This is a genomic window from bacterium (assembly GCA_021371935.1).
Lineage (GTDB): Bacteria > Armatimonadota > UBA5829 > UBA5829 > UBA5829 > UBA5829.
Genome location: JAJFVF010000013.1, coordinates 204,720 through 230,184 on the forward strand (window position 1 = coordinate 204,720; position 25,465 = coordinate 230,184).

The 25,465-nt window shown below is 49.6% G+C and carries 21 protein-coding genes; 6 read left to right on the forward strand and 15 right to left on the reverse strand.

The genetic code is table 11. The features are described from left to right. Window positions 1-16: 16 nt before the first annotated feature. Together LLG46_11010 and LLG46_11015 are read left to right on the forward strand one after the other, a co-directional pair. Window positions 17-430, forward strand: a complete 414-nt coding sequence (locus LLG46_11010) for a response regulator (protein ID MCE5323828.1) — start codon at window positions 17-19, stop codon at window positions 428-430. A gap of 119 nt (window positions 431-549) precedes the next feature. After that, window positions 550-747: a hypothetical protein gene (locus LLG46_11015; GenBank protein MCE5323829.1), complete on the forward strand. Its 198-nt coding sequence runs from the start codon at window positions 550-552 to the stop codon at window positions 745-747. A gap of 200 nt (window positions 748-947) precedes the next feature. Here LLG46_11015 and amrS read toward each other — a convergent pair whose 3' ends face one another. Beyond that, on the reverse strand, window positions 948-2,009 hold the full coding sequence (amrS, locus tag LLG46_11020) for an AmmeMemoRadiSam system radical SAM enzyme (protein ID MCE5323830.1): 1,062 nt from the start codon (window positions 2,007-2,009) through the stop codon (window positions 948-950). Window positions 2,010-2,170: 161 nt separating this feature from the next. Here amrS and LLG46_11025 point away from each other — a divergent pair, with 161 nt between their 5' ends. Continuing rightward, window positions 2,171-4,402 carry a diguanylate cyclase gene (locus LLG46_11025; protein ID MCE5323831.1) on the forward strand — a complete coding sequence of 744 codons (2,232 nt, stop codon included), beginning with the start codon at window positions 2,171-2,173 and terminating at the stop codon, window positions 4,400-4,402. A 139-nt stretch (window positions 4,403-4,541) separates the two neighbouring features. Here the strand turns inward: LLG46_11025 and LLG46_11030 are convergent, their stop codons facing one another. From LLG46_11030 to guaA, 4 genes are all read right to left on the reverse strand, one after another. After that, window positions 4,542-5,060 carry a bifunctional nuclease family protein gene (locus LLG46_11030; protein ID MCE5323832.1) on the reverse strand — a complete coding sequence of 173 codons (519 nt, stop codon included), beginning with the start codon at window positions 5,058-5,060 and terminating at the stop codon, window positions 4,542-4,544. Between the two features lie 54 nt (window positions 5,061-5,114). Then, a complete protein-coding gene (gene rho / locus LLG46_11035; GenBank protein ID MCE5323833.1) occupies window positions 5,115-6,377 on the reverse strand; it encodes a transcription termination factor Rho in 1,263 nt (420 codons plus the stop codon). Between the two features lie 236 nt (window positions 6,378-6,613). Next, on the reverse strand, window positions 6,614-7,156 hold the full coding sequence (gene hpt / locus LLG46_11040) for a hypoxanthine phosphoribosyltransferase (protein ID MCE5323834.1): 543 nt from the start codon (window positions 7,154-7,156) through the stop codon (window positions 6,614-6,616). Window positions 7,157-7,159: 3 nt separating this feature from the next. Beyond that, entirely contained in the window at window positions 7,160-8,695 is a 1,536-nt protein-coding gene (guaA, locus tag LLG46_11045) for a glutamine-hydrolyzing GMP synthase (GenBank protein ID MCE5323835.1), read from the reverse strand. 180 nt (window positions 8,696-8,875) lie between these two features. Between guaA and LLG46_11050 the strand changes: the two genes are divergently transcribed. The 3 genes from LLG46_11050 (at window position 8,876) to LLG46_11060 (ending at window position 11,672) form a co-directional block, all read left to right on the forward strand. Beyond that, on the forward strand, window positions 8,876-10,243 hold the full coding sequence (locus tag LLG46_11050) for a hypothetical protein (GenBank protein MCE5323836.1): 1,368 nt from the start codon (window positions 8,876-8,878) through the stop codon (window positions 10,241-10,243). A gap of 23 nt (window positions 10,244-10,266) precedes the next feature. Next, window positions 10,267-11,196, forward strand: coding sequence for a KamA family radical SAM protein (locus LLG46_11055; protein ID MCE5323837.1), 930 nt, complete (start codon window positions 10,267-10,269; stop codon window positions 11,194-11,196). 131 nt (window positions 11,197-11,327) lie between these two features. Then, a complete protein-coding gene (locus LLG46_11060; GenBank protein ID MCE5323838.1) occupies window positions 11,328-11,672 on the forward strand; it encodes a prepilin-type N-terminal cleavage/methylation domain-containing protein in 345 nt (114 codons plus the stop codon). Window positions 11,673-11,756: 84 nt separating this feature from the next. On the opposite strand, the gene LLG46_11065 is transcribed toward LLG46_11060, so the two are convergent. The 10 genes from LLG46_11065 to ccsA all read right to left on the reverse strand — a co-directional run bounded on the left by LLG46_11065 (window position 11,757) and on the right by ccsA (window position 25,437). Next, complete coding sequence (locus LLG46_11065) at window positions 11,757-12,296, reverse strand: PEP-CTERM sorting domain-containing protein (GenBank protein MCE5323839.1); 540 nt, start codon at window positions 12,294-12,296, stop codon at window positions 11,757-11,759. A 66-nt stretch (window positions 12,297-12,362) separates the two neighbouring features. Continuing rightward, window positions 12,363-12,920 carry a PEP-CTERM sorting domain-containing protein gene (locus LLG46_11070; GenBank protein ID MCE5323840.1) on the reverse strand — a complete coding sequence of 186 codons (558 nt, stop codon included), beginning with the start codon at window positions 12,918-12,920 and terminating at the stop codon, window positions 12,363-12,365. Between the two features lie 220 nt (window positions 12,921-13,140). After that, window positions 13,141-15,174 (reverse strand): TIGR03790 family protein, encoded by a 2,034-nt coding sequence (locus LLG46_11075; GenBank protein ID MCE5323841.1) that lies wholly within the window; start codon window positions 15,172-15,174, stop codon window positions 13,141-13,143. 249 nt (window positions 15,175-15,423) lie between these two features. Beyond that, complete coding sequence (locus LLG46_11080; GenBank protein ID MCE5323842.1) at window positions 15,424-18,060, reverse strand: glycosyl hydrolase-related protein; 2,637 nt, start codon at window positions 18,058-18,060, stop codon at window positions 15,424-15,426. Between the two features lie 75 nt (window positions 18,061-18,135). Then, window positions 18,136-19,224 carry a DUF3866 family protein gene (locus tag LLG46_11085; GenBank protein ID MCE5323843.1) on the reverse strand — a complete coding sequence of 363 codons (1,089 nt, stop codon included), beginning with the start codon at window positions 19,222-19,224 and terminating at the stop codon, window positions 18,136-18,138. A gap of 4 nt (window positions 19,225-19,228) precedes the next feature. Beyond that, window positions 19,229-20,350, reverse strand: coding sequence for a M20/M25/M40 family metallo-hydrolase (locus tag LLG46_11090; protein ID MCE5323844.1), 1,122 nt, complete (start codon window positions 20,348-20,350; stop codon window positions 19,229-19,231). 498 nt (window positions 20,351-20,848) lie between these two features. Beyond that, entirely contained in the window at window positions 20,849-22,117 is a 1,269-nt protein-coding gene (hemA, locus tag LLG46_11095; protein ID MCE5323845.1) for a glutamyl-tRNA reductase, read from the reverse strand. Beyond that, a complete protein-coding gene (locus LLG46_11100) occupies window positions 22,108-22,767 on the reverse strand; it encodes a bifunctional precorrin-2 dehydrogenase/sirohydrochlorin ferrochelatase (GenBank protein MCE5323846.1) in 660 nt (219 codons plus the stop codon). The genes hemA and LLG46_11100 overlap by 10 nt, the downstream gene beginning before the upstream one ends. Window positions 22,768-22,777: 10 nt before the next feature. Then, window positions 22,778-23,443, reverse strand: coding sequence for a methyltransferase domain-containing protein (locus LLG46_11105; protein ID MCE5323847.1), 666 nt, complete (start codon window positions 23,441-23,443; stop codon window positions 22,778-22,780). A gap of 14 nt (window positions 23,444-23,457) precedes the next feature. Continuing rightward, window positions 23,458-25,437 carry a cytochrome c biogenesis protein CcsA gene (gene ccsA, locus LLG46_11110; GenBank protein ID MCE5323848.1) on the reverse strand — a complete coding sequence of 660 codons (1,980 nt, stop codon included), beginning with the start codon at window positions 25,435-25,437 and terminating at the stop codon, window positions 23,458-23,460. Window positions 25,438-25,465 lie beyond the last annotated feature (28 nt).

A 25,465-nucleotide genomic window follows, 5' to 3' on the forward strand; every position in this document is an offset into this window, starting at 1 on the left:
ATAAGGAGGTCCCAGCGTGGCGAGAAAGATTCTAGCCGTTGATGATGAGAAGCACATTGTTCGCTTAGTTCAGGTGAACCTTGAGCGGGCTGGGTATGAAGTTGTTACCGCTAATGACGGTAAAGAGGCGCTCGAAAAGGTCGAGTCAGAGAGACCCGATCTGATGGTCCTCGATGTCATGATGCCCTATATGGACGGGTTTGAAGTGCTGCAAAATCTGCGCAGAAACCCTGCCACACGAGATATCCCGGTTATTATGTTAACCGCGAAGGCACAGGATGCGGACGTATTTAAGGGTTGGCAGTCTGGTGTCGACTGTTACCTGACCAAGCCGTTCAACCCAATGGAACTGCTCTCCTTTGTAAAGAGAATTTTCGACTCGATGGATGGCGGACCAAATGGTGATGTCCGATACGAGATCAAGCTCTAGTAATTGACTTCAGACTTAGGAATCGTGGCTTGAACACACTCTCGCGACTGCTCCGCAGCGCCGTTATGTTTCGCCACGAAGGGAACGAAAATGCCCTGCATTTTCGAGGAGAACGCGCTGTGAGTGACAAAAAAACAATTGCTATAGTTTTAGGCACAATTGTCGGTGTGGCTGCAGTGGCCACGGCTGTTGGTGTCTATGTCTCCAACCACAATGAGCCTGAGATGCGCAACATCAACGATGTATTTGAAAAAGCTAAGCAGACAGTGCGCAAACTTGATGAAGCCGTTGAGAACCTGCGTAAATCAGCAGCCTGACAGATTATATAGAGCAATAATTATGAAATAAGAGGCAGAGGGTATTAATCCTCCGCCTCTTATTCATTTATACCGATTTACACCTTGGTTGTGATGAGCGCGACGCACCATAATATATGTTATGTTAACCAGCATCTCTTATTACACCTATCCCTCGAAGCGTTTGTCTAATAATAGGCAAATGGGTGTGATATCACAAACTACATTCGTATGTTAAGATCATCGTTGTCGGTAGTGCATCTACCGTCTTTTGTTACTCCCACAATCTGTGTGGAATAACCCGATCTTCGCACAGCCAGACTACCACACTTCGGGCAATATGTGTTCTCACCGGTCTCGGTGCGCATATTGCCGAGATAGATAAATTTCAGCCCTGCTTGTTTGCCTATTCTGACTGCAGCTTCCAAAGTCTCCGGTGGAGTCGGTGGAACGTCAGAAAGCTCACCATATGGGAAGAATCTGGTGACATGCCATGGCGTATTTGTGCCCAGATAATCGGCAATCCAGCGGGCAGTTTTAGTCAAATTGTCCGCGCTGTCATTCCAGCCTGGGATTATATTCGTCACACATTCGACATGCATCCCCCACTCTGTTCTTGCACGGACAGTCACATCAAGAATGCCTTGCACCGACGGCACTTTTATCAACTGCTTGTAGAAGTTATTGTCCATCGACTTAATATCCACTCGATACACATCAAGGTACGGTCCGATGAGATCAAGGGCTTCTGGCGTTGCGTAACCGTTGGTCACATATACCGTGTATAGATCATTTTCCTTACAGAGCTTTGCGCAATCAAGGGTGTAATTCAACCAGATTGACGGCTCATTATACGTCCATGCTATGCCTTCGCATTGATTTTCTTTTGCCAATCGCACCAACATTTCAGGACTCACGCCGGTCTTGCAATAACCTGCAGACTCAACAGCATCTGCATATGCTATCTCCCAATTCTGGCAGAAAACACATCGGAAATTGCAGCCCAGTGTTCCTACTGAATAACAAAGACTGCCCGGCTTATAATGAAACACCGGCTTCTTCTCTATAGGATCTGCAGCGGAGGAGGATATGACTCCATATATTGTGTCATAAAGTTTGCCATCATAGTTGACTTTCGTACGACAGTATCCCACCCCGCCGTCCGATATTTGGCATCTGCGCTGACATATATTGCACCTTATTTGTCCGTAGTCCAAATTTTCAGCTAAAAGTGCTTCTTTCAGAGCGCCGGCTGATCGCAGAATTTCAATTTGCGTTTTCAACGCATCACCTTCTTAAGCTAACGGTCACACAACCGCCATATATTTGCACTAAAGACTTGCATTTTTATGCCGATAATAATATCGTGGAAATACGTCGATTAGCCAAAACAATACAATTTATTGTTACTCAGAATGTCGCACTTATCCTTGTTACCATACTTATGCTTGGATTAACCTTGTACGCTGCCGCCTACCACAGCTTGCTTGAAACCACATTCATTGGTATGGTATGTGCTTGGTGCATATTCCTCACAGTGCGGGGACTTCGTAATAATAACGATAAGGAGGCGAATGAATGCAATGACGAGGCTGCTTCGAATGCTCTGAGTAAGCTGCGTCAAGTGTTCGCCGTCATGTCCAATTCTGGTCCGCATGCCCGCATGTGTGACGTAAAGACCGGCATCCTTTCTGCTGCAAAAGATGCGCTTGACACAGATCTTGTAGCGCTTTTTACAATAGACCCATGCCTTGGAGGCATCGAGTGCGTATGCACTGATGAAGTCAGCGGAACACTGCAAGCTGCATTTCTCAGCCTGGCCGGGAATTTGGTGACAGATAGAAATACCAGCGACACCCTCGTTATCGATAGCAAATCGGCTGGCCCGGACAATGAGGCCATGCATGACCTTATAGATAGTGGTGTCGGAATAGTCTTGGCTTGTCCAATCAGGTCTGAGGTTGGAGCAAGCGGCGCGATTGCAGCTTTTTATCCATCTGATCATAATGTCAAAAACCTCATCCATCTTATAGAAGCTGTGGCGGCACAGGCTTCTGCGATGATTTCATATGCCCTGGCTATCGAGCAGTCTTCCAGCTTACTTGATGACCTTGCCGGCGCAAATCAAGAGCTTTCAGTACAAGCCACGATCGATGGGCTTACAGGACTTGCAAACCATCGAACATTTCAACAGACTCTGCATGAGATGTGTCGTCATACATCATCAACACGGGGCAACCGAAAGTTCTGTCTGGTCATGGCGGATGTCGATAATTTTAAAATTTACAACGACACTCATGGTCATCAGGCTGGTGATGGCGTTTTGAAGACAGTCGCCAGAGTGATGAATGCGAAAGTAAGGCAGGGAGACCTGGCAGCACGCTATGGCGGTGAAGAGTTCACTCTTCTTCTTAAGGGAGCAGATAAGGAAGAAGCACAAACAATTGCAGACAGGATCAGGAGTTCTGTCGCAACACAATCATATGATCGCGGCACCATTACTATAAGCATGGGAATAGCAGAATATCCCACAGACTCCAGCGATGTCAGTGAATTGATCGAAAAGGCTGACAGAGCGCTATATCATGCAAAAATCACTGGACGCAACCGTATAGTAGTATGGGGAAGCGCAAGCACAGTAGATGATGATAATGTATGTGGAACAAATTCGACAAGCCGTGCACGTAAGAAGATCCTGGTCGTTGAAAATCCAAACGAACGGCATGCCGATGATATCTACAAGACACTCGTCACACAATCATGCGATGTAAGAGCAGCCGCTTCTGCATCAGAGGCAATTGAGGTTCTGCGCACTCAAGTTTTCGACATATCATTTGTGAGCATAGAGGCTCTGCCGAACGGAAGTCTTAGAGCATTAAGCGATATAACATCTATTCATCCACAGATGCCGGTAGTCTTGGTAACTCAAAGTCACCTCTTGGAAGAGAGTCGAGAAGCACTTCAGCGCGGCGCATCAGACGTGCTTCTCAGGCCGTTCAATCCGGCTGAACTGCCTATACTGGTCGAGCGAAATGTGGAGAGATGCCGTCTTGAGCGCGAAAGAATGGCGCAAAAAGGCATCGGCCTAATGCTGCAATCCATAGATGCGCTTGTATCTGCAATCGATGCAAAAGATCACTATACAGCCGGACACAGTCAACGGGTAACCGGCTTGGCGCTCGCAATAGCCGATGAACTCAACATCCCCGCGCAGGAGCGCAGCGCATTGGAATTCGCATCTCGCCTGCACGATATCGGAAAACTTGTGCTTCCTGACAGCGCTCTCAACAAGCAAACACAGCTCAACGAACAGGAGTGGGCAGCCATGCGGCAGCATCCTGTAATGGGTTGTAAGATTGTCGGAGCTATTGATGAACTAGCTTATGTAAGCACCATCATAAGACATCATCATGAGCGGCTAAATGGAACAGGATACCCAGACGGCCTGCGAGGCGAGGCAATTCCCTACCCTTCTCGGATAATAGCAGTCGCAGATGCCTATGAAGCGATGACGTCAGAACGTTCATACAGAGCAAAAATATCGTCTCAGGAAGCATTCGATGAGCTAACTCGCAACATCGGAACGTTTTACGCACCTGAGATCGTTAAGGCTCTTGGCAATGTGCTTATGTCATCTGGTGAACTCTGCCAGAAACATCAGCGCAGAGCAGCATAGCTCTACTGTTTCTTGCCATAGAACGGTATTGTCTTTTATCAGTTGTTTATGCGCTAAGTCTATAAGCGACTCTGTGCAAACGCAAAAAAGCCCGAAGGCAAATTGCCAACGGGCTTAGGTTTGCGATATTTAATTTTTATTATTCTTCGTGAACTGCCGCCTTTTCAATAACTCCCTCGAGCATAAAGATAGGAGCTTTGGCTCTTAGAGCAAGGGCAATCGCATCACTAGGGCGGCTGTCTACATCAACGACCTTGCTCTCGTGGGCAATTGTGACTTTCGCATAGTAGGTCTTGTTCCACAAATCATCTATCAAAACCCTCTCGACGCTGCCCCCCATGCGATTGATCACATTGTTGAGCAGGTCATGAGTGATTGGACGATCAGCCGAGGCACCATCCAGCGCAAGTGATATCGCCATAGCCTCGAATTTACCGATCCAGATCAAGACTGAACGCCCTCTGGCATCTTTGAGCAGCACAAAGTAGTTAGTCGGCTGAACACCTTCCTGTTCCTTGTGCTCATAGACACCCATAACCTTGACTTCTCTGGGCTCAAGGCTGCTTTCGTCTTCACCTGTGTTCCCTTCACCGCTCAAGGACTGCGGAAACAGTTCTTCCGGGTTTTCATCTTCCTCGAATCCAAAATTTTCAGCCAATGATGCTACCCTTTCTAAAATACACTGGGTATCATTACCCCATCAGCATGTGTACTAATCTATATCGTTGCTCTTAAGAGTTTTATCCACGATCTGTAGAAATTCCTTGTTGGATTTCGTATGTTTTAGTCGATCGCGCAGCAGTTCGGTCGCCTCAGCGGTATCCAGAGCAGCCAGCAGCCTGTGCAACTGCCATACTCGTTTTAATGTATCATCATTGTAAAGCAGTTCATCATGGCGAGTACCGGACTTCTTCGTGTCGATTGCAGGGAATATTCTTCTCTCGGCAAGATTTCGATCCAGTACCAGTTCCATGTTACCCGTAGCCTTGAATTCTTCAAAGATCGCATCGTCCATGCGGCTTCCTGTCTCGACAAGAGCTGTCCCTATGACTGTAAGGCTCCCGCCTTCTTCGATATTTCTGGCAGCGCCGATGAAGCGCTTAGGTCTATATAGGGCGCTTGGGTCAAGACCACCGGATAGGGTCCTTCCACTTGGGTTTACAGTAAGGTTCGATGCTCTTGAAAGACGGGTAATGCTGTCGAGCAGCACCACTACGTCCTTGCCCGACTCGACCAGCCTCTTGCTCATTTCAAGGACCATATCGGCAACGCGCATATGGTTTTCGGGCAGCTCATCGAATGTGGAACTGACCACCATTCCGTTGACCGAGCGGCGTATATCCGTGACTTCCTCAGGCCGCTCATCGATCAGAAGAACAATGAGCACAACATCCGGGAAGTTTGTGGTAATGCTGTTTGCCATGGTCTTCAGCAGAGTTGTCTTACCGGCCTTTGGCGGAGCTACGATCAAGCCTCTTTGTCCCTTGCCGATAGGCGAGATAAGATCTATAAAGCGTGCGGAATAATTGTCCTGTGTAGTTTCGAGAACAAGCTGCTCATTAGGATATATCGGTGTGAGGTCATCAAAGTTTTTGCGAGCCCTGGCCGCTTCGGGGTTCTGGTTGCTCACCGCCTGTACGCGCAGCAGACTGTAATATTTCTCAGTGTCTTTTGGCGGACGCACCTGCCCCGATACAATGTCTCCAGTCTTAAGAGAAAACCGCTTTATTTGTGATTGGGAGACATAGACATCGGTCGAGGTGGGCGAGAAATTCGAGTGCCGCAGGAAACCCCAGCCGTCAGGCAGAATTTCCAGCACACCCTGATCGAAGATGAGTCCACTCTTCTCAGCAAACGCCTTGAGGATACTCATCACAAGATCCTGGCGTTTCGAGAAGCCGTTTTCCACTCCAAGAGTGTCTGCTATCTCCTTTAATTCCTCAACTGATTTTTTTTCTAGTTCAGATAGTTCCAAGGGCTCCAATTTGTAATCACCTCTTTGGGATAGCCTCATGTATGAGGTTTAACGCAATTATTGCCATGACAAATATATGCCGGGCAAGTACGCAATAGTGTTGGAATCAACATAATGAATGATGGAGGGTTTACACCCGGGAAAGTCCAGTAGACAACAATGAGGACTGTTATTAGACATCTATATTATAGGTTTAATACCGTGTTTTGTCCAGTCCTTAAACACAAACTCGTGAATTATTCTACTTTTATTACCCCTATATACGGCAGATTCCTATACCGTCCATTATAATCAAGGCCGTAGCCGACCACAAAGCGATCCTCAACCTCGAACCCGCAGTAATCGATTTTCACGTCGACCTGTCTGCGGTCGGGTTTATCCAGAAGGGTGCATAATCTGACGCTCGATGCTCCGCGCGCGATCAAATTCTCAACCAGATAGCTCATGCGCAGTGTCCAGCCCGTGTCGACTATATCCTCAACTATCAGCACATCGCGCCCCTCGACACTGCAGCTTATATCCTTGAGAACCCGCACGACGCTCGAAGTGTGCCTATCGCCGCCATAGCTGGAAATTGCAACGAAGTCATAGTCAGCATCAAGTTCGATTTGCCGGATGAGATCGGCAAGAAAGATAGCCGCTCCCTTCAAAATACCTATAAGAAGCAGACTCCGGCCCGCATAATCATAGCTGATCTGCTTTCCAAGCTCGGCAACTCTTGCATGCAGCTTATCTTGTGGGATCAACACCTCGGCTGTGCTTTCGCCGGGATCGGTCATACTTTACTCCCACTCAATAGTCGCAGGCGGCTTCGAGCTAATATCATACACAGTTCGATTCACGCCCGGCACTTCATTGATGATCCGGTTGCTGATCTTCTCAAGCACCTCATATGGAAGTTTAGCCCAGTCGGCGGTCATGGCGTCCTGGCTGGTCACCGCCCTCACCACTATCGTATCGTCGTATGTGCGCTGGTCGCCCATCACGCCCACACTTCTTATTGGCGCAAGTACCGCGAATCCCATCCAGAGCTGTCGATACAGACCTGCATGCTTGATCTCATCTACGACTATGTCGTCCGCATGTCGAAGCGTATCCAGCCGCGCTTTAGTGACCTCTCCGACAATGCGTATCGCCAGACCAGGACCCGGAAACGGCTGTCTCCAGACCATCTCTTCAGGCAGACCCAACTCCTCGGCGACTTCCCTTGCTTCATCCTTAAAGAGATATCGCAGCGGCTCTATTATCTTGAGGACCATGTCCTCGGGCAGTCCGCCCACATTGTGATGAGATTTGATGACGGCGGCATTCTTGGTGCCGCTTTCTATCACGTCGGGATACAGCGTGCCCTGACCGAGCCATTTTGCGTCAGTAATTTTTGAGGCATGCTCCTCAAAGACACGCACGAACTCTTCACCGATAATCTTGCGCTTCTGCTCAGGATCAAGCACACCCGCAAGGCGTTTAAGGAACCTCTCTTGCGCATCGACATACACGAGCTTGATCTTGAAATGGTCCTCAAATGTTCGGCGCACACTCTCGCCTTCATTCAGGCGCATCAGTCCGTGATCGACGAATATACATGTAAGCTGGTCGCCTATGGCCTTGTGCAGCAGAGCCGCTACACACGCCGAGTCGATGCCACCGCTTACTCCGCAGACGACCTTATCACTGCCGATCCGCGCTCTGATATCCTTAACGGCAGTCTCGATAAACGAGGCAGGTGTCCATGAGCCTTGCACACCGCATGCCTTGTACAGGAAATTGCGAAGAACTTCAGTCCCCCATGGTGTATGCACGACCTCTGGATGGAACTGCACGCCGTATAGTCCCCTCTCGGGGTTTTCCATCGCCGCGACGGGAGTACTCGCAGTTTGTGCAACCACCTTGAATCCCTCGGGAGCCTCTTCCACGAGATCGCCATGACTCATCCAGCAGACCAGGTTCTTATCAAGCCGCGAGAAGAGTGTTGAAGAATCAATCACTTCGAGTTCCGTGCGCCCGAACTCTTTCTGGACACCCGGCGTGACCTTCCCGCCCAGGTGATAGGCCATAAGCTGAGTGCCATAGCATATCCCGAGTATGGGCACACCTATATCATAGATCGCTTTATCGCATCTTGGTGCGCCATCTTCGTATACGCTTGCCGGTCCACCGGAAAATATTATTCCTCTGGGCGCTTGTGCCACTATTTGAGAAACCGGGGTGTCGAAGGGTATGATCTCACAATATACCCTGCACTCACGTACACGGCGCGCAATAAGCTGCGTATACTGTGCGCCAAAATCGAGGATGAGAATCAGTTCTTCACTAGCCATCGGGACTCCGTAATACAGCAATGCCCCAGAGCCATAGTTTTCATGGGGATTTTTGCTTGGACAACTTTCCTCGGGGGCCATGTCCAAGGGTATTGTAGCAGAACGCTGGATTTATTGTCAATGTTTGGCAGGAGAATTTCGCGGGTAAATAAATGCAGAGCTTGATAAGGAGTATTAATCTTGGGCGACATAGTGCAAAACACCTGCAGCAAAGTGCAATCACACGTAACAAATGCCGGAATATGGAGCACCAAACATGGGCTGCGCTCACACCTGGTTTCGCCTGAACCTTTCACACTCAGTTCCGATCAAGTGAGCCAACTGGAAAGACTGGGCGAGGCGCTGGTCAGGTTTTATCATGGCGCAAACGAGCTTTATCTGCGTTCGGATCAGGAATGGGTAAGTGAATATCTCGATATAGGCAAACCCGATGATCTGGTCCGCCATGCACGCATGCACTATCACAAGCATTCGGTTCCAATAATCATTCGGCCCGATATACTGATCACTAAAAATGGGTTTGTGATAACCGAGCTTGACAGCGTGCCGGGCGGGTTTGGACATCTGGACTGCCTGTCAGCAGCATATGCGGATGCAGGGTTCGATATTGTCGGCTCGGCAAGGGGTATTCGAGAAAACTTTGCTAAGGCTCTGCGTGGGGCGGCAAATGTCGATGACCCGGTGTGCGCAATAATCGTCTCGGATGAGTCGGTCGACTATCTGCCTGAGATGACCTATTTGGCAAACGAACTGCGGAAAATTGGGCTGCGCGCATATACACTTTGCCCGAACGAGGTCGAGTTTACTGAAAACGGGCTATTTGCCGGAGAAATGCGAATCGATCTGGTCTACAGGTTCTTTGAGCTCTTCGACCTGCTTAATATCCCCAAGTCTGAACTGGTCTCTTACGCCGCGCGAAAGAAAATGGCGGTAATTACTCCTCCGTACAAGCACTATCTGGAAGAAAAAATTCTGCTTGCGCTTTTGCATAACGAGTCACTGAACGATTACTGGGTCAAATCTCTTGGTGACGACAACTATAGGCTGCTTATCGATATGATATCGCCAACCTGGATAATGGACAATCGTCCAGTACCGCCGCATGCGCATATCTCAGGCTTCATCTATCGCGGCAGACCTATAAGAGACTGGCGCGAGATAATGGAGGGAACTCAGAAGGACAGGCGTCTGGTCCTGAAACCATCGGGTTTCTCGGAGTTGGCGTGGGGTTCGCGCGGAGTCAGGATCGGCCACGACATGCCGGCTGCCGAATGGACGGAGACGGTGGATATGGCACTTTCCAGTTTCAACCACAGCCCATATGTGATCCAACCGTTTCATGACGGCGCACTCATTGGGGTAAAGTACTTGGGAAACGACCAAATTCGCGAGATGCAGGCGCGTGTCAGGCTCTGTCCATATTATTTTGTGGCAGATGAGAAAGCAAGTCTTGGCGGAGTGCTGGCGACGGCCTGTCCTAAAGACAAAAAATTGATTCATGGAATGGTCGATGCGGTGATGATGCCATGTCGGTCAGAAAGTCAATAAGTCAAAAGTAATTGGCAGCAGCTATGATTTCCAAGACAACCGAACATGTCGAGCGTTTGATGCTCTATGAAGAAGCCATAAGAAAGCAGTTTGAGGTCAGCAATCTCGAAGTCAACGATCAACTGACTGAGGATGCCGACCCTCTGCGCGAAAAAGAGCATGAAGTAGTGCCGGGCATGATCAATAAATATGGCAATCGTGTGCTTTGCCTTATGACGGCTGAGTGCGCTGCATACTGCCGATTTTGCACTCGCAGACGGCTGGTGTCGGATATAGAACGGGGCAAGATCGATAAATCGCACATCGATGCATGGATCGATTACCTGAAGGCGCACCAAGAAGTAAGAGAGGCAATATTATCCGGCGGAGACCCGTTTATTGTCGATGATGACTTGTTCGATTATACAGTCAAAACGATATCGTCGCTTGATACAATCAAGGTAATCAGGATTGGCACACGTATGCCGGTAAGTGACCCTGCACGTGTAAGTGAGGCCAAACTTGAAGTAATTAAGCGGGTAGAACAGCCTGTATATGTCGGCATACATTTCGAGCACCCGGCCGAGATCACGCACAAAACTCTGCTCTGCTGCAAGAGACTCATATCCTCCGGCGTAATACTGTATTCGCAGACCGTGTTTCTGAAGGGAATCAATGATGATTATCAGACACTCCATGACCTGTTCAATGAGCTTCTCGAGATGGGTGTCCGTCCATACTATATTTATCGCTGTGACCCGGTTCCCGGAGCAATGCACTTCCGGGTGGACCCGGCAAAGGAGCGGAACATTATGACGAGGTTAAGAAAAGAATTATCCGGCCTGGCATGTCCGACTTACGTAATCGATGCGCCAAACGGCAGCGGCAAAATCCCAGTACCTCTCGAGTTTTGGGACATGGACACAACTACGTATACAGACTTTGAAAACAGAGAACACAAAATTGTGGAATAACAGGTTAGCCTGCATTATTTACGAGGAACGTGAATAATGCTCTCTGAGATCCGAATTATGCGCTTTCCGCATAATTCGGATTGGTCGTATAAAAATCAATATAATACTGAAAAAGGAAGGAATTGTCGACAATGCAATCAGACCAATTGCACTACAGACGGGGATTTACGCTGATCGAAGTGTTGCTGGCTGTAGCCATAATCGGCATACTGCTTACGATTGGCATTCCGAACTTCCTGAAGGCACGCACGAGTTCTCATACAAAAACATGCCTGACAAACTTGTGGCACATTTCCCATGCAAAGGAAGAATATGCTGCTGAAGAAAAACTCAGCAATGGTCAATCGGTTGAGTGGAACGATCTTGTCCCTGCTCTATTGAAATCAAAACCATCATGCCCTGCAAGCGGCGAATACACAATTGGAAAAGTTGGCGAAACTCCACAATGTAACATTGATGAGCATGTCTTGCCATAGCCTACAGATAGACTGTACAAACAAGGAGCCGGAGACAATTCATCCGGCTCATCTTCTCTCCCTCTCTCCTTTAATGACTTGCATTTAGCGTCTTTTCCGCAAAAACGCAAATCCGCCCAAAGCAGTCAGCAGTGCGATAATGCTGCTTGGTTCGGGAATTACCATCCCAAGAGTATCGCCGCTTGAAGGAAGCCCACCAGAAAGAGTGACTTCAACTACTTTGTATGAATAGAATGAGTCATACCAGAATTTTACGGTGTTTCCAACACCAACATTACCATTCACCCACAACACAGAGTTACTGCTCACTGCATTGCTAAAAACATGGTCGCTTCCCTGGTTTGTAAAAGCCAGGTTATCTCTATTGGCCACACTGAACTCTGTCAGCGCCTCACCACTCATATATGTCGACTGCTGAAAGTCCAACGTGTATTCATAATGGTATGAACCATCTATATTGGTTGTCACCTGTGCCGTTAGATTGTTTGAGTAATCGATAAACGAATCACCCAAACTCAGACTCACTACACTCTGATACGGATTTTGAGGCTGAGCTATTCCGACAGCGCCTGAAACAATAACGAGAGCACATATTATTAAAGCGAATCTGATACTTCTCCTCATGCTCAACCCTCCTTTATGAGGTTGCATCCTGCTGCACGTGGAAAACTTCATTCGCGCAACGATTGATTATTTGCGGCGTCTGATAATCAGTGACCCTGTCCCTACAATTCCAAATACAAGAGCCATCAAAGAACTCGGCTCAGGTATCATATCACCCATTCCAAGTGTTTTTCCTATTGCTGCAGATCCGCCGTCTACTGCATAGCAATATACATCGATCTCCATTGGTGCATAGAATGACTGATAACTAAACGCCCGACTTTCACCTTCTATCAATTCGCCATTAAGCCATGCAACCCAACCACTGTTACCATCAGCTGGATTATCGAACTTGCTTGCGTCATAAGGTGTATTATCGGCATCGAAATATGCAGAATAGTTGGGGTTCTGTACCTTATAAATGTGGACAGCATCCGGTCCGAGGTCATAGGTCAATGTGTAGCTGTATGTGTAAACTCCAGCGTCAAGGCTGACAACAGCATCGCATGTAAGTTGTTTTACATTACCCGAACCAGTTAGAGTGCTCGTTTTCTGGGCAACGATGCCGGCTGATGCACAAACACATAACGCCAGCAGCAAGACCAAGGCAAGAGCAGCCGTTTTCTTCAACGACTTCAACATCATTTTCTCCTCCTAATGTGTGGGCTAGTTGGTGCTTTTGGTATCATTTGCGACACCACTATTTACTGATATATTAGTGTCAATCCCATGCGTACAAGCTGCACCCCACTTACGCCTGGAGAGCGACCTTTTCAATCGATGTGATTGTATCCTTTAATCGGTGCATTGTCAAGTGCAAAAACAAAAAATATTAAAAACCCAGCAATTGTACCAGACCATGGAGCTATTCGGCATTCACAAATATATCCGCTTGTTTGCGGAGTTTGATTATTGGAATAATTTTTGTGTTTAAGTGTTTGCAGCTACTTACTCCAGTAACACATACTTTCTGCCCGTATACAGGTTTTGAAAGGCTGCGTGAGACGACTCTTATGCCGTCATAACCAGAGCCATCTTCAAGCCCGCTGCCATCATCAATATAGAAAAAGTCTTCTTGATAATCACCCACATATGTTACAGTGCCCCATGTCCTGATAAGAATGCCGATATTGCGCAGCCCACAGCCGTCTGTCACACCCAAAGTGTATTCATTAATATCAGACCCGCCGACACTTTTATTCGGCATGCCGAATGGCTTTGCCTCTTTTGTCTGGCTCTCCAAAATTTCTACGCTGGTCGCTTCAATGCTCCTTTCGCCTGATATAGTCGCTAAATTGCCGACAACCGTGACCACATCACCCTCCATAACATCAGTCGAAGAGACAATACGTATCCCACAGGTGCCGTTTTCTTCTTGTATATAAAATTCGGCACCCCCCATTTCGGCAGTTCCGGCGCTAACTACTTTTGCTGTTGCTCGCACACCTTGTCCATCCGGGCTGGGAAATGCATCGGAAATAACACTCAGGTTTGAAATCGGGTTTTCGATAGTCATTGTGGTCGATGTCCAGCCCTGCACGGCAACAGAACTTGCGTCTGTTGCTCTCACGTCAATCTCGTGTGGGCCAACAGTATATTGGGTTGAATCGAATGTTATGGAATATGGAGGGGTTGAAGCTGTGCCCAGGTGTTTGTCATCCATATAGAAATCCACTCTGGATATCCCACTGGGGCTTGCAGCCATTGCCGATATAGTCGCGGATGTTCCTGTTATTGGCACTTCCGGCGAAAGCACTTCAACAGTCGGAGGAGTCGAGTATGGAGCCATAAGTGGGTCTCCTACTATCACAGACCTCCAAAACAACTTTGGACATGCCATATAAAAGCTTTCGGCCATATTGTATCCTTTAGTATATCTGTCAAACAACACCTGAGGATACGTTGCGTAGGCAGTATAAGGCTCAGCCACAAATCCCGACACACCGCATGCGCCATTTGTAATCATGTCGGCAATGAGGGACTGTGAACTTGCCGGACATGAGTCCGGGTAGCCATCTTCCGGCAGGAATGTGCGGCCACTGCTCGACACATAAGAATCAGCAATCCCGCCCGGCGCAAAAGTGTTGCTGATGTATGCGGAATAAGTAAAGGAGCCGTCGTTGCTTCCCCAACTAAAATATCCCATCAGTCCCGTCTGGTCGTGAACAAACAGCGATGTGTCATCATAGACAGTGGGTATACCTCGCTCAGACAGGATAGTCTGCGCCTCCGTAAGCCAGCCATTGAGTAAAGTGGTCGAGCCGGATGGGTTTACTACGTACTTGCGATCAAGCACAATAGAGCCGGAATGCTCATGTGTGCTGCTGCGGTCTATCATATTTTTGATGTCATCAAATGTGTAACCATCAAGTCTTGTAACCAGGTACAGGTGGTAACCGTCGAGATCGAGTGTATGTGAGAAAGCAGTTTCGACGGGCTCAATGACCATCGGACCATATGGATTGTCGAGATCGCCAGTCACACTTGTTTCGCCTGCACATGTCAATATGCTGGTTATTGAAAGTGGGCTGCCGTAGCCATATTCTGTCCCGACCACCTTCAACGGCACACCTTTTGTCAGGACAATATAGTCTATACTGTCCTGAAAGTTTGTGTTTTGAAGAAATGAACGAATGGGCGCTAATATGTTGGTGTCGAACTCAGATTTGCTCACAAGCTCGTCAGTCGAGCATGCGATTCTGCAGACGTTTTCAGGCGGGATATCGCGTGCGTTCACATAATAATTGGTTATGCTGGCCGAAATTGTGCTGCGCTGATTCTGCACAACCATGACGTTTAAACGCCCACCGCCGGAGACGGCCTCAACGGCGGTCAGAAGGAGAATCAACAGGATTAACAATATGTCGACTGTTAGCGTACGGGCTACCGGTCGAACCACTTTTCCGGCCTCCTTCCCACTGTGTTACGCATAACAATCAGATGAGGTCTTGTAATACTCCTTCGAGGGTCCTGCCAGTATGAGGAGCGTACATAGACATTTTCGCCAGAAATTACATGTCCACCACTTGGTTATACACACCATTTCTGCCAAATGTCAAGTTGTAATCACAAAAACAGGTAGTTATACGGATATGTAAATGACGCCAATCCAAAGACAGACAAACTGGTTATGCGTCACTATATTTATCTACATTCCAACCTTGAAAACCGCTATCTTTTTCAGACCAACTTCGGAGGATATTACCCCACTATTTAGGTCTGCTGCGCCTATGGAGTTCTCGGGTAAGTCTGTTTTCTCAGCTTTATGGGCACATTCAACACCCAAATTCACGCTCATTTTCTCTGTCGATGTGTTGTAACCTCTGATTATCAGAGAATCGTCCGACTCAGCTTTCTTTATCGCGCTCAGCACAAACCTGTCATCGCTGTTGTCGACAAAACTCTTCTCCATCGGCAGATCACCATTATGTACGCCGGTCTGGCCGATAATTAGCGGAGTATTGAACTCGTGTGCCTGTATCCAGCTCTTTGCCTCTTGCCAGTCGCCCGCATGCGGATAGATAGCATATTCAAATGTATGCTCGCCGACCATCTGGCCATCTGTTTGCAGTTCGGCTCCCCCTACTCCACTGCCGACTGCTCTGAGCAGTGTGAGCGCCATGGTCCTGGCCTCATCATCCTTGACCTCATACTCCGGCAGCCCTTTGTTGATGAGTGTGAACCCTACTCCTGCGCCGCTTATGTCCACAAACGACTTCTGCGGGTGTGTCGTCGGCAGAGGTTCTTTCCAATCCGTGCAGACCGGTACACTGATGTTTCTTTCGACCACATCGAACGCCTGCTCCGCATGTGATACTGTTGCAGGAATGCCCGTTGGGAAGAGGACACGCAGTCTATGGTCTTTTGCCTTGTTATCGAATATGGTCTTCATGTCGACTCTCTTGGAGCCTGCAGCAAGCGTTACGAACGTCCGCAGTTTGCATGTGACATCCTCGTCAGACCTGCCTTCACGGGTGGAATCGATACATGTGGGAAGTTCCAGGTCTGTCTCTATCTCAAAGACAACCCGCACTGCATTGTTTTCGGCTATCGATACTCTACACTTTGCGCCAAGGCTGGTTATGACCTTGTCATTCTTGGGCTTTACATAATTGTATCCGTCTCCTACATCGGCACCATCCTCAAAGATGAGGCAGGTGGTGTATGCCGCATCCGTCTGCTTGTCGAGCATATACAGCGTGCCGTCGCTCGATACAGTCACTGACAGATATTCATTTTCAGCCGTATCGGGACCCAGGAGCATGGTCGCAGCCTGCCTGTTGGGCGTATCCGTCACCTCAATCTTATAAGCCTTATAGCCGACCGAGGGCACATCATTCACGACAAATGCCACTTTACACTTGCGTAGAGAAGGTCCGTCGGGTATGTCGTGACGTGTCTGTTCGATCAACCATGGCGTCGAAGTCTTCAGGAGCGCGCTCGGAGTCTCTTTGCCGTCCGAGTCCGTAATCTTCAGGCCGCCCAAAAACCATTCTGTCGGGATATAGACATCCGCCTCCACGACTTCACTGCGTTTGTGCCCGAGTGTGTTGAACACAACCGCCACAAACGTGCGGTCGGAGTTACCGGCAGTCGAGCCGATCTTGTCAGTTATATAGCTCATTGACTTCTTGACCAGCGGCTCGCCGATCTGCGTCGCCTGCTCATAGCGGTGCACCATTTCTTTGTGAACCTGGTCTATACTGCAGCCGCAGATAGAGTCATGCGGACTGTTCTGAAGCAGATATTTCCACGCAAGGTCTATGTAGCTCTTAGGATACTCCGCACCCAGGGTCCACGCCCATGAGCACAACGGCTCCACATACTTCTCCAAGAGCGCTTCGCATGCATGATTGGCTTGCTTCAAGTGCACACGACTGGACATCACGTGCGTCAGTACGCTCTGCAGCCTCCATTTCCGGTTGGACCACCTGAGCTCGCCCGCATATGTTTTCAGCTCGGGCTTCTGACTCTTAACTGCCTCGACAAACGCAGGCAGAGTGCTGTGAACAAGTTCGAGGTCATCCATCTTATAATTCGCCAGCTTGATGATATCCGGTGTCTTATATTGCGGGAAGATGTGGTCTACTCCGTCCATAAAGAGGAGTTGATCTGTCGTAGGTCTCTCGTCTATGCAGTCCTGAAGCAGAGCCTTGAGTTCGCCCAGGGTCTGCTTCTCGTCTATGGGTTTGTCATCATGCTTGAGAGTCTCGATCAACCGGTATAGGAAATTGCTGTATGAATTATTGTCCGGCAGCTTGACAGCAAGCACCTCTGAGCCGTCAGCACCCTGCCAGTTGAACTCGGCATCCACCTGGTCTGTGGTTATTCCCCTCAGCAGCACCGCGCTGTCTATTCCGAAACCTCTCAATATCTGCGGAAGCTGTGATATATGCCCGAAGGCGTCCGGTACATGCCCGACTGCCATGTAATTGCCGTATTCATCGCACAATTGCTTGCCCCGTAGCAGGTTTCGTATCATGCACTCGCCGCTCACCAAGAACTCGTCCGGCTGGTTATACCATGGTCCGATAAGAATTCTGCCCCGCTCTATCAGTGCTCGCAGCCGCTTCTCATTTTCCGGCCTTATCTCCAGATAGTCTTCCAGCACTATCGTCTGGCCGTCAAAGACAAAGTATTTATAGTCCGGGTTTGACTCCATCAAATCTATAAGGTAATCGGTCATTTCAACCAGCCGCATTCTAAACTGCTGAAAAGTGCGATACCATTCTCTGTCCCAATGGGTATGTGAAACTACATGAGCGGTGTATTTCTTATCGGACATAATATCTCCTGATTTGATATTTAGTATTTTGTATTGATTATTTGCCTATGTGTGATAGAACGGACGCGATATCCGCTATCCGGCAGTCCTGAGCATTTCAGCCGCAAGCGCACCTGCAGCAGATGCGGACAGGAAGAACTCCTCGTCCTGCTCAAAGCTGCGCCCCATGCTCGACATCTTGATTCCCTTTTCCTGAAGCTCTATTATACCCGGCCTGCCGTCAAGAATTCTAGTGGTATGGCGATACGATATTGCCGAGTGAGCAATCTGCTCCTGGATCGCAAGCAGCCTCATCTGGTCTATCATGGGCAGGGCAAGTGTACATTTGGTGAGCGCAACTTGGCTGAGTGATGTGATCGTGTGGTGACTGAGACCCTGGTGGCGCGGCCTTGGGTCGGCAAAACTTATCCTGGCAACCGCTATTGCCGAACCGCCGAGAATATTCACTGCGTTGACGATCTCGCCCTGCTCGATGGACGAATAGCCAAATGTTGTGCCCGTCCCTACATTTCCCGGTCCCGGACAGACCATTACAGCATCCGCTTTCACAATCTCTTTCGCAGCAATCAGGCCGGTGTATATGTTTACTGCCTCGTAGTCACCACCGAACGCCTGGCCGATGGTAATAGTGGCGTCAAGCAGACTCCTTGAGCGCAGTTCGTGCACAGAGCGGCTGAAAGAAAGAGGCAGCGCGGCTGAATCTGTCATTATATACGCCACTCTTGCTCGATTATGACTCGACCTCTTGATGGCCGCGACAGCAGGGGCAAGCTGGCTGTGGAGCTGGCCTATCACGACAGGCATAGAACCCAGGGTTTGAAAGCCCTCGATGTCTTTCCGATATGGTGAGTCTTCTTCCTCGACTGAAAGCACTGTATGCTGAACGGGTGTATAACGCGCCTTGACAATATGACCCACACTATCGGCATCGCCCGGATCGATCCGGCTGAGGTTGGCCATGACAAAGTGTACGCCGCCGGTGCCCAGCTTCTTGGTCACGGCTGTCGTGTTGAGCAGGACCTCATCGCCGACTCTGATATCGCCGACAAGGTCGGTATATGCAATCGCTCTGGACTTTTTGCCGTCTATGTCGACGCTGATTTCAAGGGTCTCGCCCCGCACACTCTCGATTGCGATGACCCTGCCGCGCGCCCGCGTGAGCATATAATCAGCCCTCCGCCGCAGTCTCGATCAGAGCTCTGGCATAATCCGCGGCTATAGCGAGGTCGCTCATAAGTATCTTTTCAGATGCGCTGTGAGCGCCATCATATCCAGTCCCGAGCACAACGCATGGTATGCCTAAACTGTTATATATGTTCGCGTCACTGCCGCCGCCGCCGTCCGACATTACAGGCTGTATCCCTATTCGTCTACAGGCCTTTGAAGCCAGCTTGATGATATCATCGTCCTCCGACCAGCGATATGCGTTATACTCATGATCTAGCGTGACTATTGCCTTCGCGCCAATGGCTTCGGCCTCGTTCTCGAAGATAGTCTTCATGTGCTCTACCTGGGCTGCCAGTTTGGTTTCATCGCGACTTCTGGCCTCCGCCTTGACATTGACCAGGTCAGGCACGATATTTCTGGCCTTGCCGCCCTCGATGACACCCACATTGGCCGTGGTCTCAAAGTCTATGCGCCCGAGCTTCATCTTGGATATTGCGTTGCTTGCGGCGATAATCGCGCTGACCCCATTTTCAGGAGCCATACCGGCATGGGAGGCCACACCGCGTATCTCGACAAACACATTCTCATGCGACGGAGCGCTGACCGTAATCCCAGCAGCCGGACGATCCATATCGAATATGTAGCCATATTTCGCCTTGATCTTGGACCGGTCCATCGCCCTGGAACCGCACAGCCCGATCTCCTCCGCCACGTTGAATATCACCTGGACATCACCATGAGCCGTTCCGCTTTCAATCACGGACTCCAGCGCCTCGATTATAGCGGCTATTCCCGCCTTATCGTCCGCACCGAGGATTGTGGTCCCGTCTGAGCGGATTTCATCACCGTCGATCACGATGTTGAGTTTGTCCGTCGGCTCGACTGTGTCTATGTGTCCGCCAAGAAAAATGGCCGTGGCGCCGGGCTTATTACCCTTGAGGCAGGCGATTATATTGCCCGCACTGCCGCCGATCTTGCTGCCCGCGTCATCCTCCTCCACATCCAGACCGAGAGACTCGAGCCTGGTCCTTATAAAATCCGCCATCGGACGCTCGTTCTTTGACGGAGTGTTGATCTTAAGTAGTTCAAGAAAAAGTTGTTTTAGGCGATCGTTGTTGGCCATTTGTCCTTCCTTCGGAATTGCTGAGAGTGGAAAGCGGAGAGTGGAGAGTCCAGACCTGCTGTTCAACAGTCAGCGCATTATCAAGGCACTTTGTTAACCCATTCTAATACAACCGGGCAGACAAGGCAACTTAATGTAACTGCTCACTTTTTATGAGTACAACCTATCGTGACCCGTCATTCCGAGGAGGAACGACGAGAAATCTGAATTGCAGCTACATCTTTACAAATAAAATTCTGCAATTCGGATTACAAGCTCGGAATGACATGTGCGGTATGTACTCATGATTTCTGAGCAGTTACAACTTAATATAGAATGGTTTACTCATGCGGAAAGTTGGCCTAGTTTTGGCTCAGCAGGAGCTTCGCCCTCCCACGATGAGATTGACGGAGAATTCCGATAGGTGGCGATCTCCGAATCGCAGCCTCATAACCAAACTGGGGTTTCCGAACCCCGGAAGCTTTGCTGGATATGCCGGGTTCACATAATTATCGCCGATCAGCTCTTATCCGGCGGTATGTCAAAAAGTTCGCGAGCAATCTCCAGTTTCTGGCTGCCGCCGTTTGCCGCGTAGTCTTTCATGCGGATAATGGGGTCATGGGTAAGTTTCGTGACTGTCGATTTGAGAGCGCGCCTCACGTACTCCCGATCCTCTTCAGACAAATGCGCCAGTTTTGAAGAGCATCGCTCCCACTGCAGTTCATATACTGACTCGAACTTTGCCTGCACCTGCCTGATGAGCGGCACGGCCTCCAGAGTGCGCAAATACTCCATGAACTCCGCTGTCTGCGCATCGACAATTTCGTTGACCTTGTCTATTTCAGACCTGCGCTCATCCTCTGATCGCTCGATCAAAAACTGAAGATCGTCTATGTCATATAAGAACACGCCGTCATGATCCGACACTGCAGGGTCTATATCACGAGGCACAGCTATGTCTATCAAGAAGAGTGGCGCATGGCATCTTGAGGCCATAACGCGCTCGATAAGTTCCTTTGTAATTACCGGCTCGCGTGAGGATGTCGAGCTTATCACCACATCCGACTTGCTCAGCGCATCTTCCAGATGATCCAGTTCGACAACCTCTCCTCCCAGTTCCTCTACCAGTTTTTCGACCCTGGGCAGGGTCCGGCTGCATACAAATACCCTACTGATGCCGTTGGACTTGAGATGGGTGGTCGCCAGTTTGCTCATCTTGCCCGCGCCTATAAGCAGGGCTGTGCGTCCTTCGAGCGATCCGAAGACGAACCGCGCCAGTTCGACAGCCGCTGCGCCGATCGAAAATGCTCCGCGCGAGATGCCTGTCTGGGTGCGCGCGCGCTTGCCGACGGCTATTGCCTGTTGAAACAGATTGTTCAGGATCACGCCGGTATAATTTCCGTCGCATGCAGCGCCATAGGCGTCCCTGATCTGCCCAAGTATCTGGGTCTCACCGAGAGACATGGAATCCAAGGAGCATGCAACCTCGAAGAGATGCTTTGCCGCGTGATGGCCTGAGTGACGATACAGATATCCGTCAAGCTCAGTTCGGTCGATTCGTGAGTATGAGGCCATGTAGCTGGTTAGAGCATCCTGATCGCTGCGGGAAGATGTGACGGCGTATATCTCAGTGCGGTTGCAGGTAGAGAGAACACAGACCTCCGATACTCCCTTGATCGACTTTAGAGACCGCAGCGCATCGGGCAGAACGTCTTGCCCTATGGCGAGTTTTTCGCGAATTTCCACCGGTGCTGAATTGTGATTTACGCCGATTGCGACTAGATACAACGCTGAGCCATCTCCCTTGCCTGCTCGTCTTTACCGTCCCTGAGCAACTCAAGTATACCACTTGAGATGAGTCTGTTAAACGCAGCTTCACGTTCAGCCCGGCAGCTATATTGGCTTTTTATCACTTCACGCACCTCACCCAACAGATTCACGAACGGCTCATACTCAGGGCCGTATGCCTGTTCCAACTGCTCGCGAATATGTTTGCTCAACGCGGGGCTTTTGCCGGAGGTAGTCACGGATATCAACAAGTCTCCTCTGCGGCATGTCGCCGGGACTATGAAACTGCACAGTTCAGGGTCGTCCACCACATTTGCCAATATTCCATGCTCTGCCGCATCATGCGAAACTGCTGCGTTGACGGATGGATCGTCTGTGGCTGCAAATACAAGAGTGCAGCCATCGATATCTCCCGGCTCATAGGCTCGCCTATGTAATACTACGCCATCCAGACATTCGAGTTCCGCGCATATCCCGGGCGAGACGACAGTCGCCATCGCGCCCGCCTCCAACAGAGACTGAGCTTTGCGCAGCGCCACCAGTCCGCCGCCCACTATAAGGCATTTCTTTCCCGCCAGATCAAGTATTATCGGGTAATATCCCATGCTTTTCCTCAAGAAGCTGATTAGCTGCTCTTTAGCTTTAGGCACCTATACTGGCTCATAATATCTTCTGAGCAACTAATTTATTCACAGCATGCCGATGCTTGACGCTGCCAGGATGTTCATCATCAAACTGGTAGCTAGTCTGCAGGTGGATCGTCCAACCATCGTAGAGTGTGAACAATTCACCTTCGTGAAATAACCCCCGAGTGCATGCGATCATGTCGCTCGGCAGCGGCAGTGTATCGGTAAATACAGTGGCATCGTTGTATCCGCCGGGGGCGGTGGCCTCTTTTAGGCGATCTACAAGCGGTGACCAATATTCTCGTTCAACCAAGTGTAAACAGCCTTCAGCGATGATGAAGTCGAAAAGCGTATTTGGCATGTAGGAGCGCATGTCCAGCACTTCTGTAGTTAACATCACATCGCGCGCTTGCGCGAAGCGCTGGACGGCATCGGTTGCAGCTTCAGAGATATCTACTGCAGTTACGGCGAAACCTTGTTCCGCAAGGTAGAGCGCGTTGCGTCCATCACCGCAGCCAATATCCAGAATCGTTGCGCCCGGCTGCAGCTTTGCAGCAACTTCTACAATCTGGGCACTGGGAACCCCGCCACTGAATGTATCGGGCTGAGTAGCTTTGGCATATGCTGCATCCCAGAAAGGAGCAAATGAAGAATTTGGTGACGTTGTATTTCTCATGTTGATATATTTCTCTGGCCTCACGATTATATCCTTGCTTAGTACTTGGTATATTGATTCATAGAACGCACAACAGCCAGCGACCCACCGACGAGTATCAACACAGCGCCTGCCCAAAGCAGCCATATAAACGGCTTCTCGGCCGCTTGGATCACGACCTTCTCGGTCATGCCGTTCCCGCTCATCGCAAGCTGCGCACCAGCGGTCATAGTGCGCATATCACGCCCGCCGCTGCTTACAAATCGCTGGAAATCGAACGTGTACCCATCAACCTTAGCAGGCTTGCCTGGGCTGAGAGTAATCTCTACCGGCTTGCCATGCTCCGGGCGATATTCAAGGCGCACCATGTGAGACTCTACCTGCATACCGACAAGCGTGACTGTAGACTTAGTGCCTGGTATCGTGAAGGGCAACGCCTCCCAGCCCCTTTCGGTCATTGATGCGACGGGAGTGATCGTATTTGCCAGGATATCGCCGGGCGAAATATACATATCGCCGGTCAATGAGGATCTAATGAATGGTGACCTGACCGATCCTCGCTGCGAATACTCGACACCAAGCGGTGCAATGGATTCTTTGCCCTTGCCCGACATTTTTATATTGATTACTTCTTTCGTATCGTCGATTTTTTTTGTGCCGACATATGCAAACTCATATCCCAATGCACGTTTGGCCGAGCCGTTTTTGACGAGCGTCATATCGGCTGACCTGCCCGACAGCGAGAAGACTATCCCGGCTATCATCACAATCATGCCCGCATGAGCCATATATGCCGCACGGGACGATCTCGACTTTATGCCTTTTCCGCTCCATGGAAGTATTGGCGCCAGGACTATGAGGAGTATTATTACGCCTGCAATCGGCACGGACATACGGGTATAAAAGCTCGGCTGCAATATGGATTTGGTGAACAGCGGATATGACGTTCCGACTGCCACAACAACTGCGAAGACCACCATTACGATGATCCCCAGCGATAGCATAAAATCTTTTGACGCGAGTGTAATATGCGGCTTGTGGGTCGATATAGAGTTCCATCTGCTTATGACAAGGACAATCGAAAAGAGCGCATAGGCCAGAACAAAAGCCAGCAGATAGCTATATGCGCCCAAGTCTGCAAAAGAATGCACTGAAATCTTAGACAACACGCCGCTGCGCGTGAGGAATGCAGCATACAATACCAGTAGGAATGTGACGATCGCGAGTATGACATTGCCGCGAATGTTTCTGCCCTTATATTTCTGCAAGATTAGGCCATGGACTAGAGCAGTCGAAGTAAGCCATGGCACGAGTGATGCATTTTCGACCGGGTCCCAACTCCAGTATCCTCCCCAGCCGAGAACCTCATATGACCAGATCATCCCGAGTATGATGCCAGCACTCAATGACACCCATCCGAACAGCGCCCATGGTATGCACTGTCTGACCCAGCTTTTCGGGTCGCCCTTGACCAATGCGGCCACTGCCAGTGCAGCCGGGACTATCAGCGCGGCATAACCGAGGAATATGACCGGAGGATGCACGGACATCCATGGGTTCTTGAGCAGAGGGTTGAGCCCCATTCCCTGTGCACCAGGACTGTAATCTGCAAGCATGCGAAACGGGTCTGATTTTATCAGCAGGACTAGAAAAAACGACTGTACCGATGCCCAAAAGGCCATAACTGTCGAGCTTTGTTTGCGCGATATGACCAAACCCATTATTCCGGCCAGCAGCGCCCAAAGCAGCAGGGAGCCTTCCTGGCCGGCCCACAGGCTCGATATTTTGTAGAGCAGTGAATCTGTGGGACTACTGTAGTCGTGGATATAGGCAACGTCATATCTTGCGCTGGAGAGTATTTGCTGCAGAAGATATAAGGCAGCGTATGCAATGCCAATTACTGAAATGGCATATAATCTCTTTGCCCAAAGATGCCAAAGCTTACTTTGTGAAATGGCGGCAGCAAACCAGCATGCAAACGATATTAGCGCGCATGCAAATGCCAGATATATGGAAAAGTTGTCTGCAGATATTCTCACTTGAGCAATACTCAATATAAAATCTAAA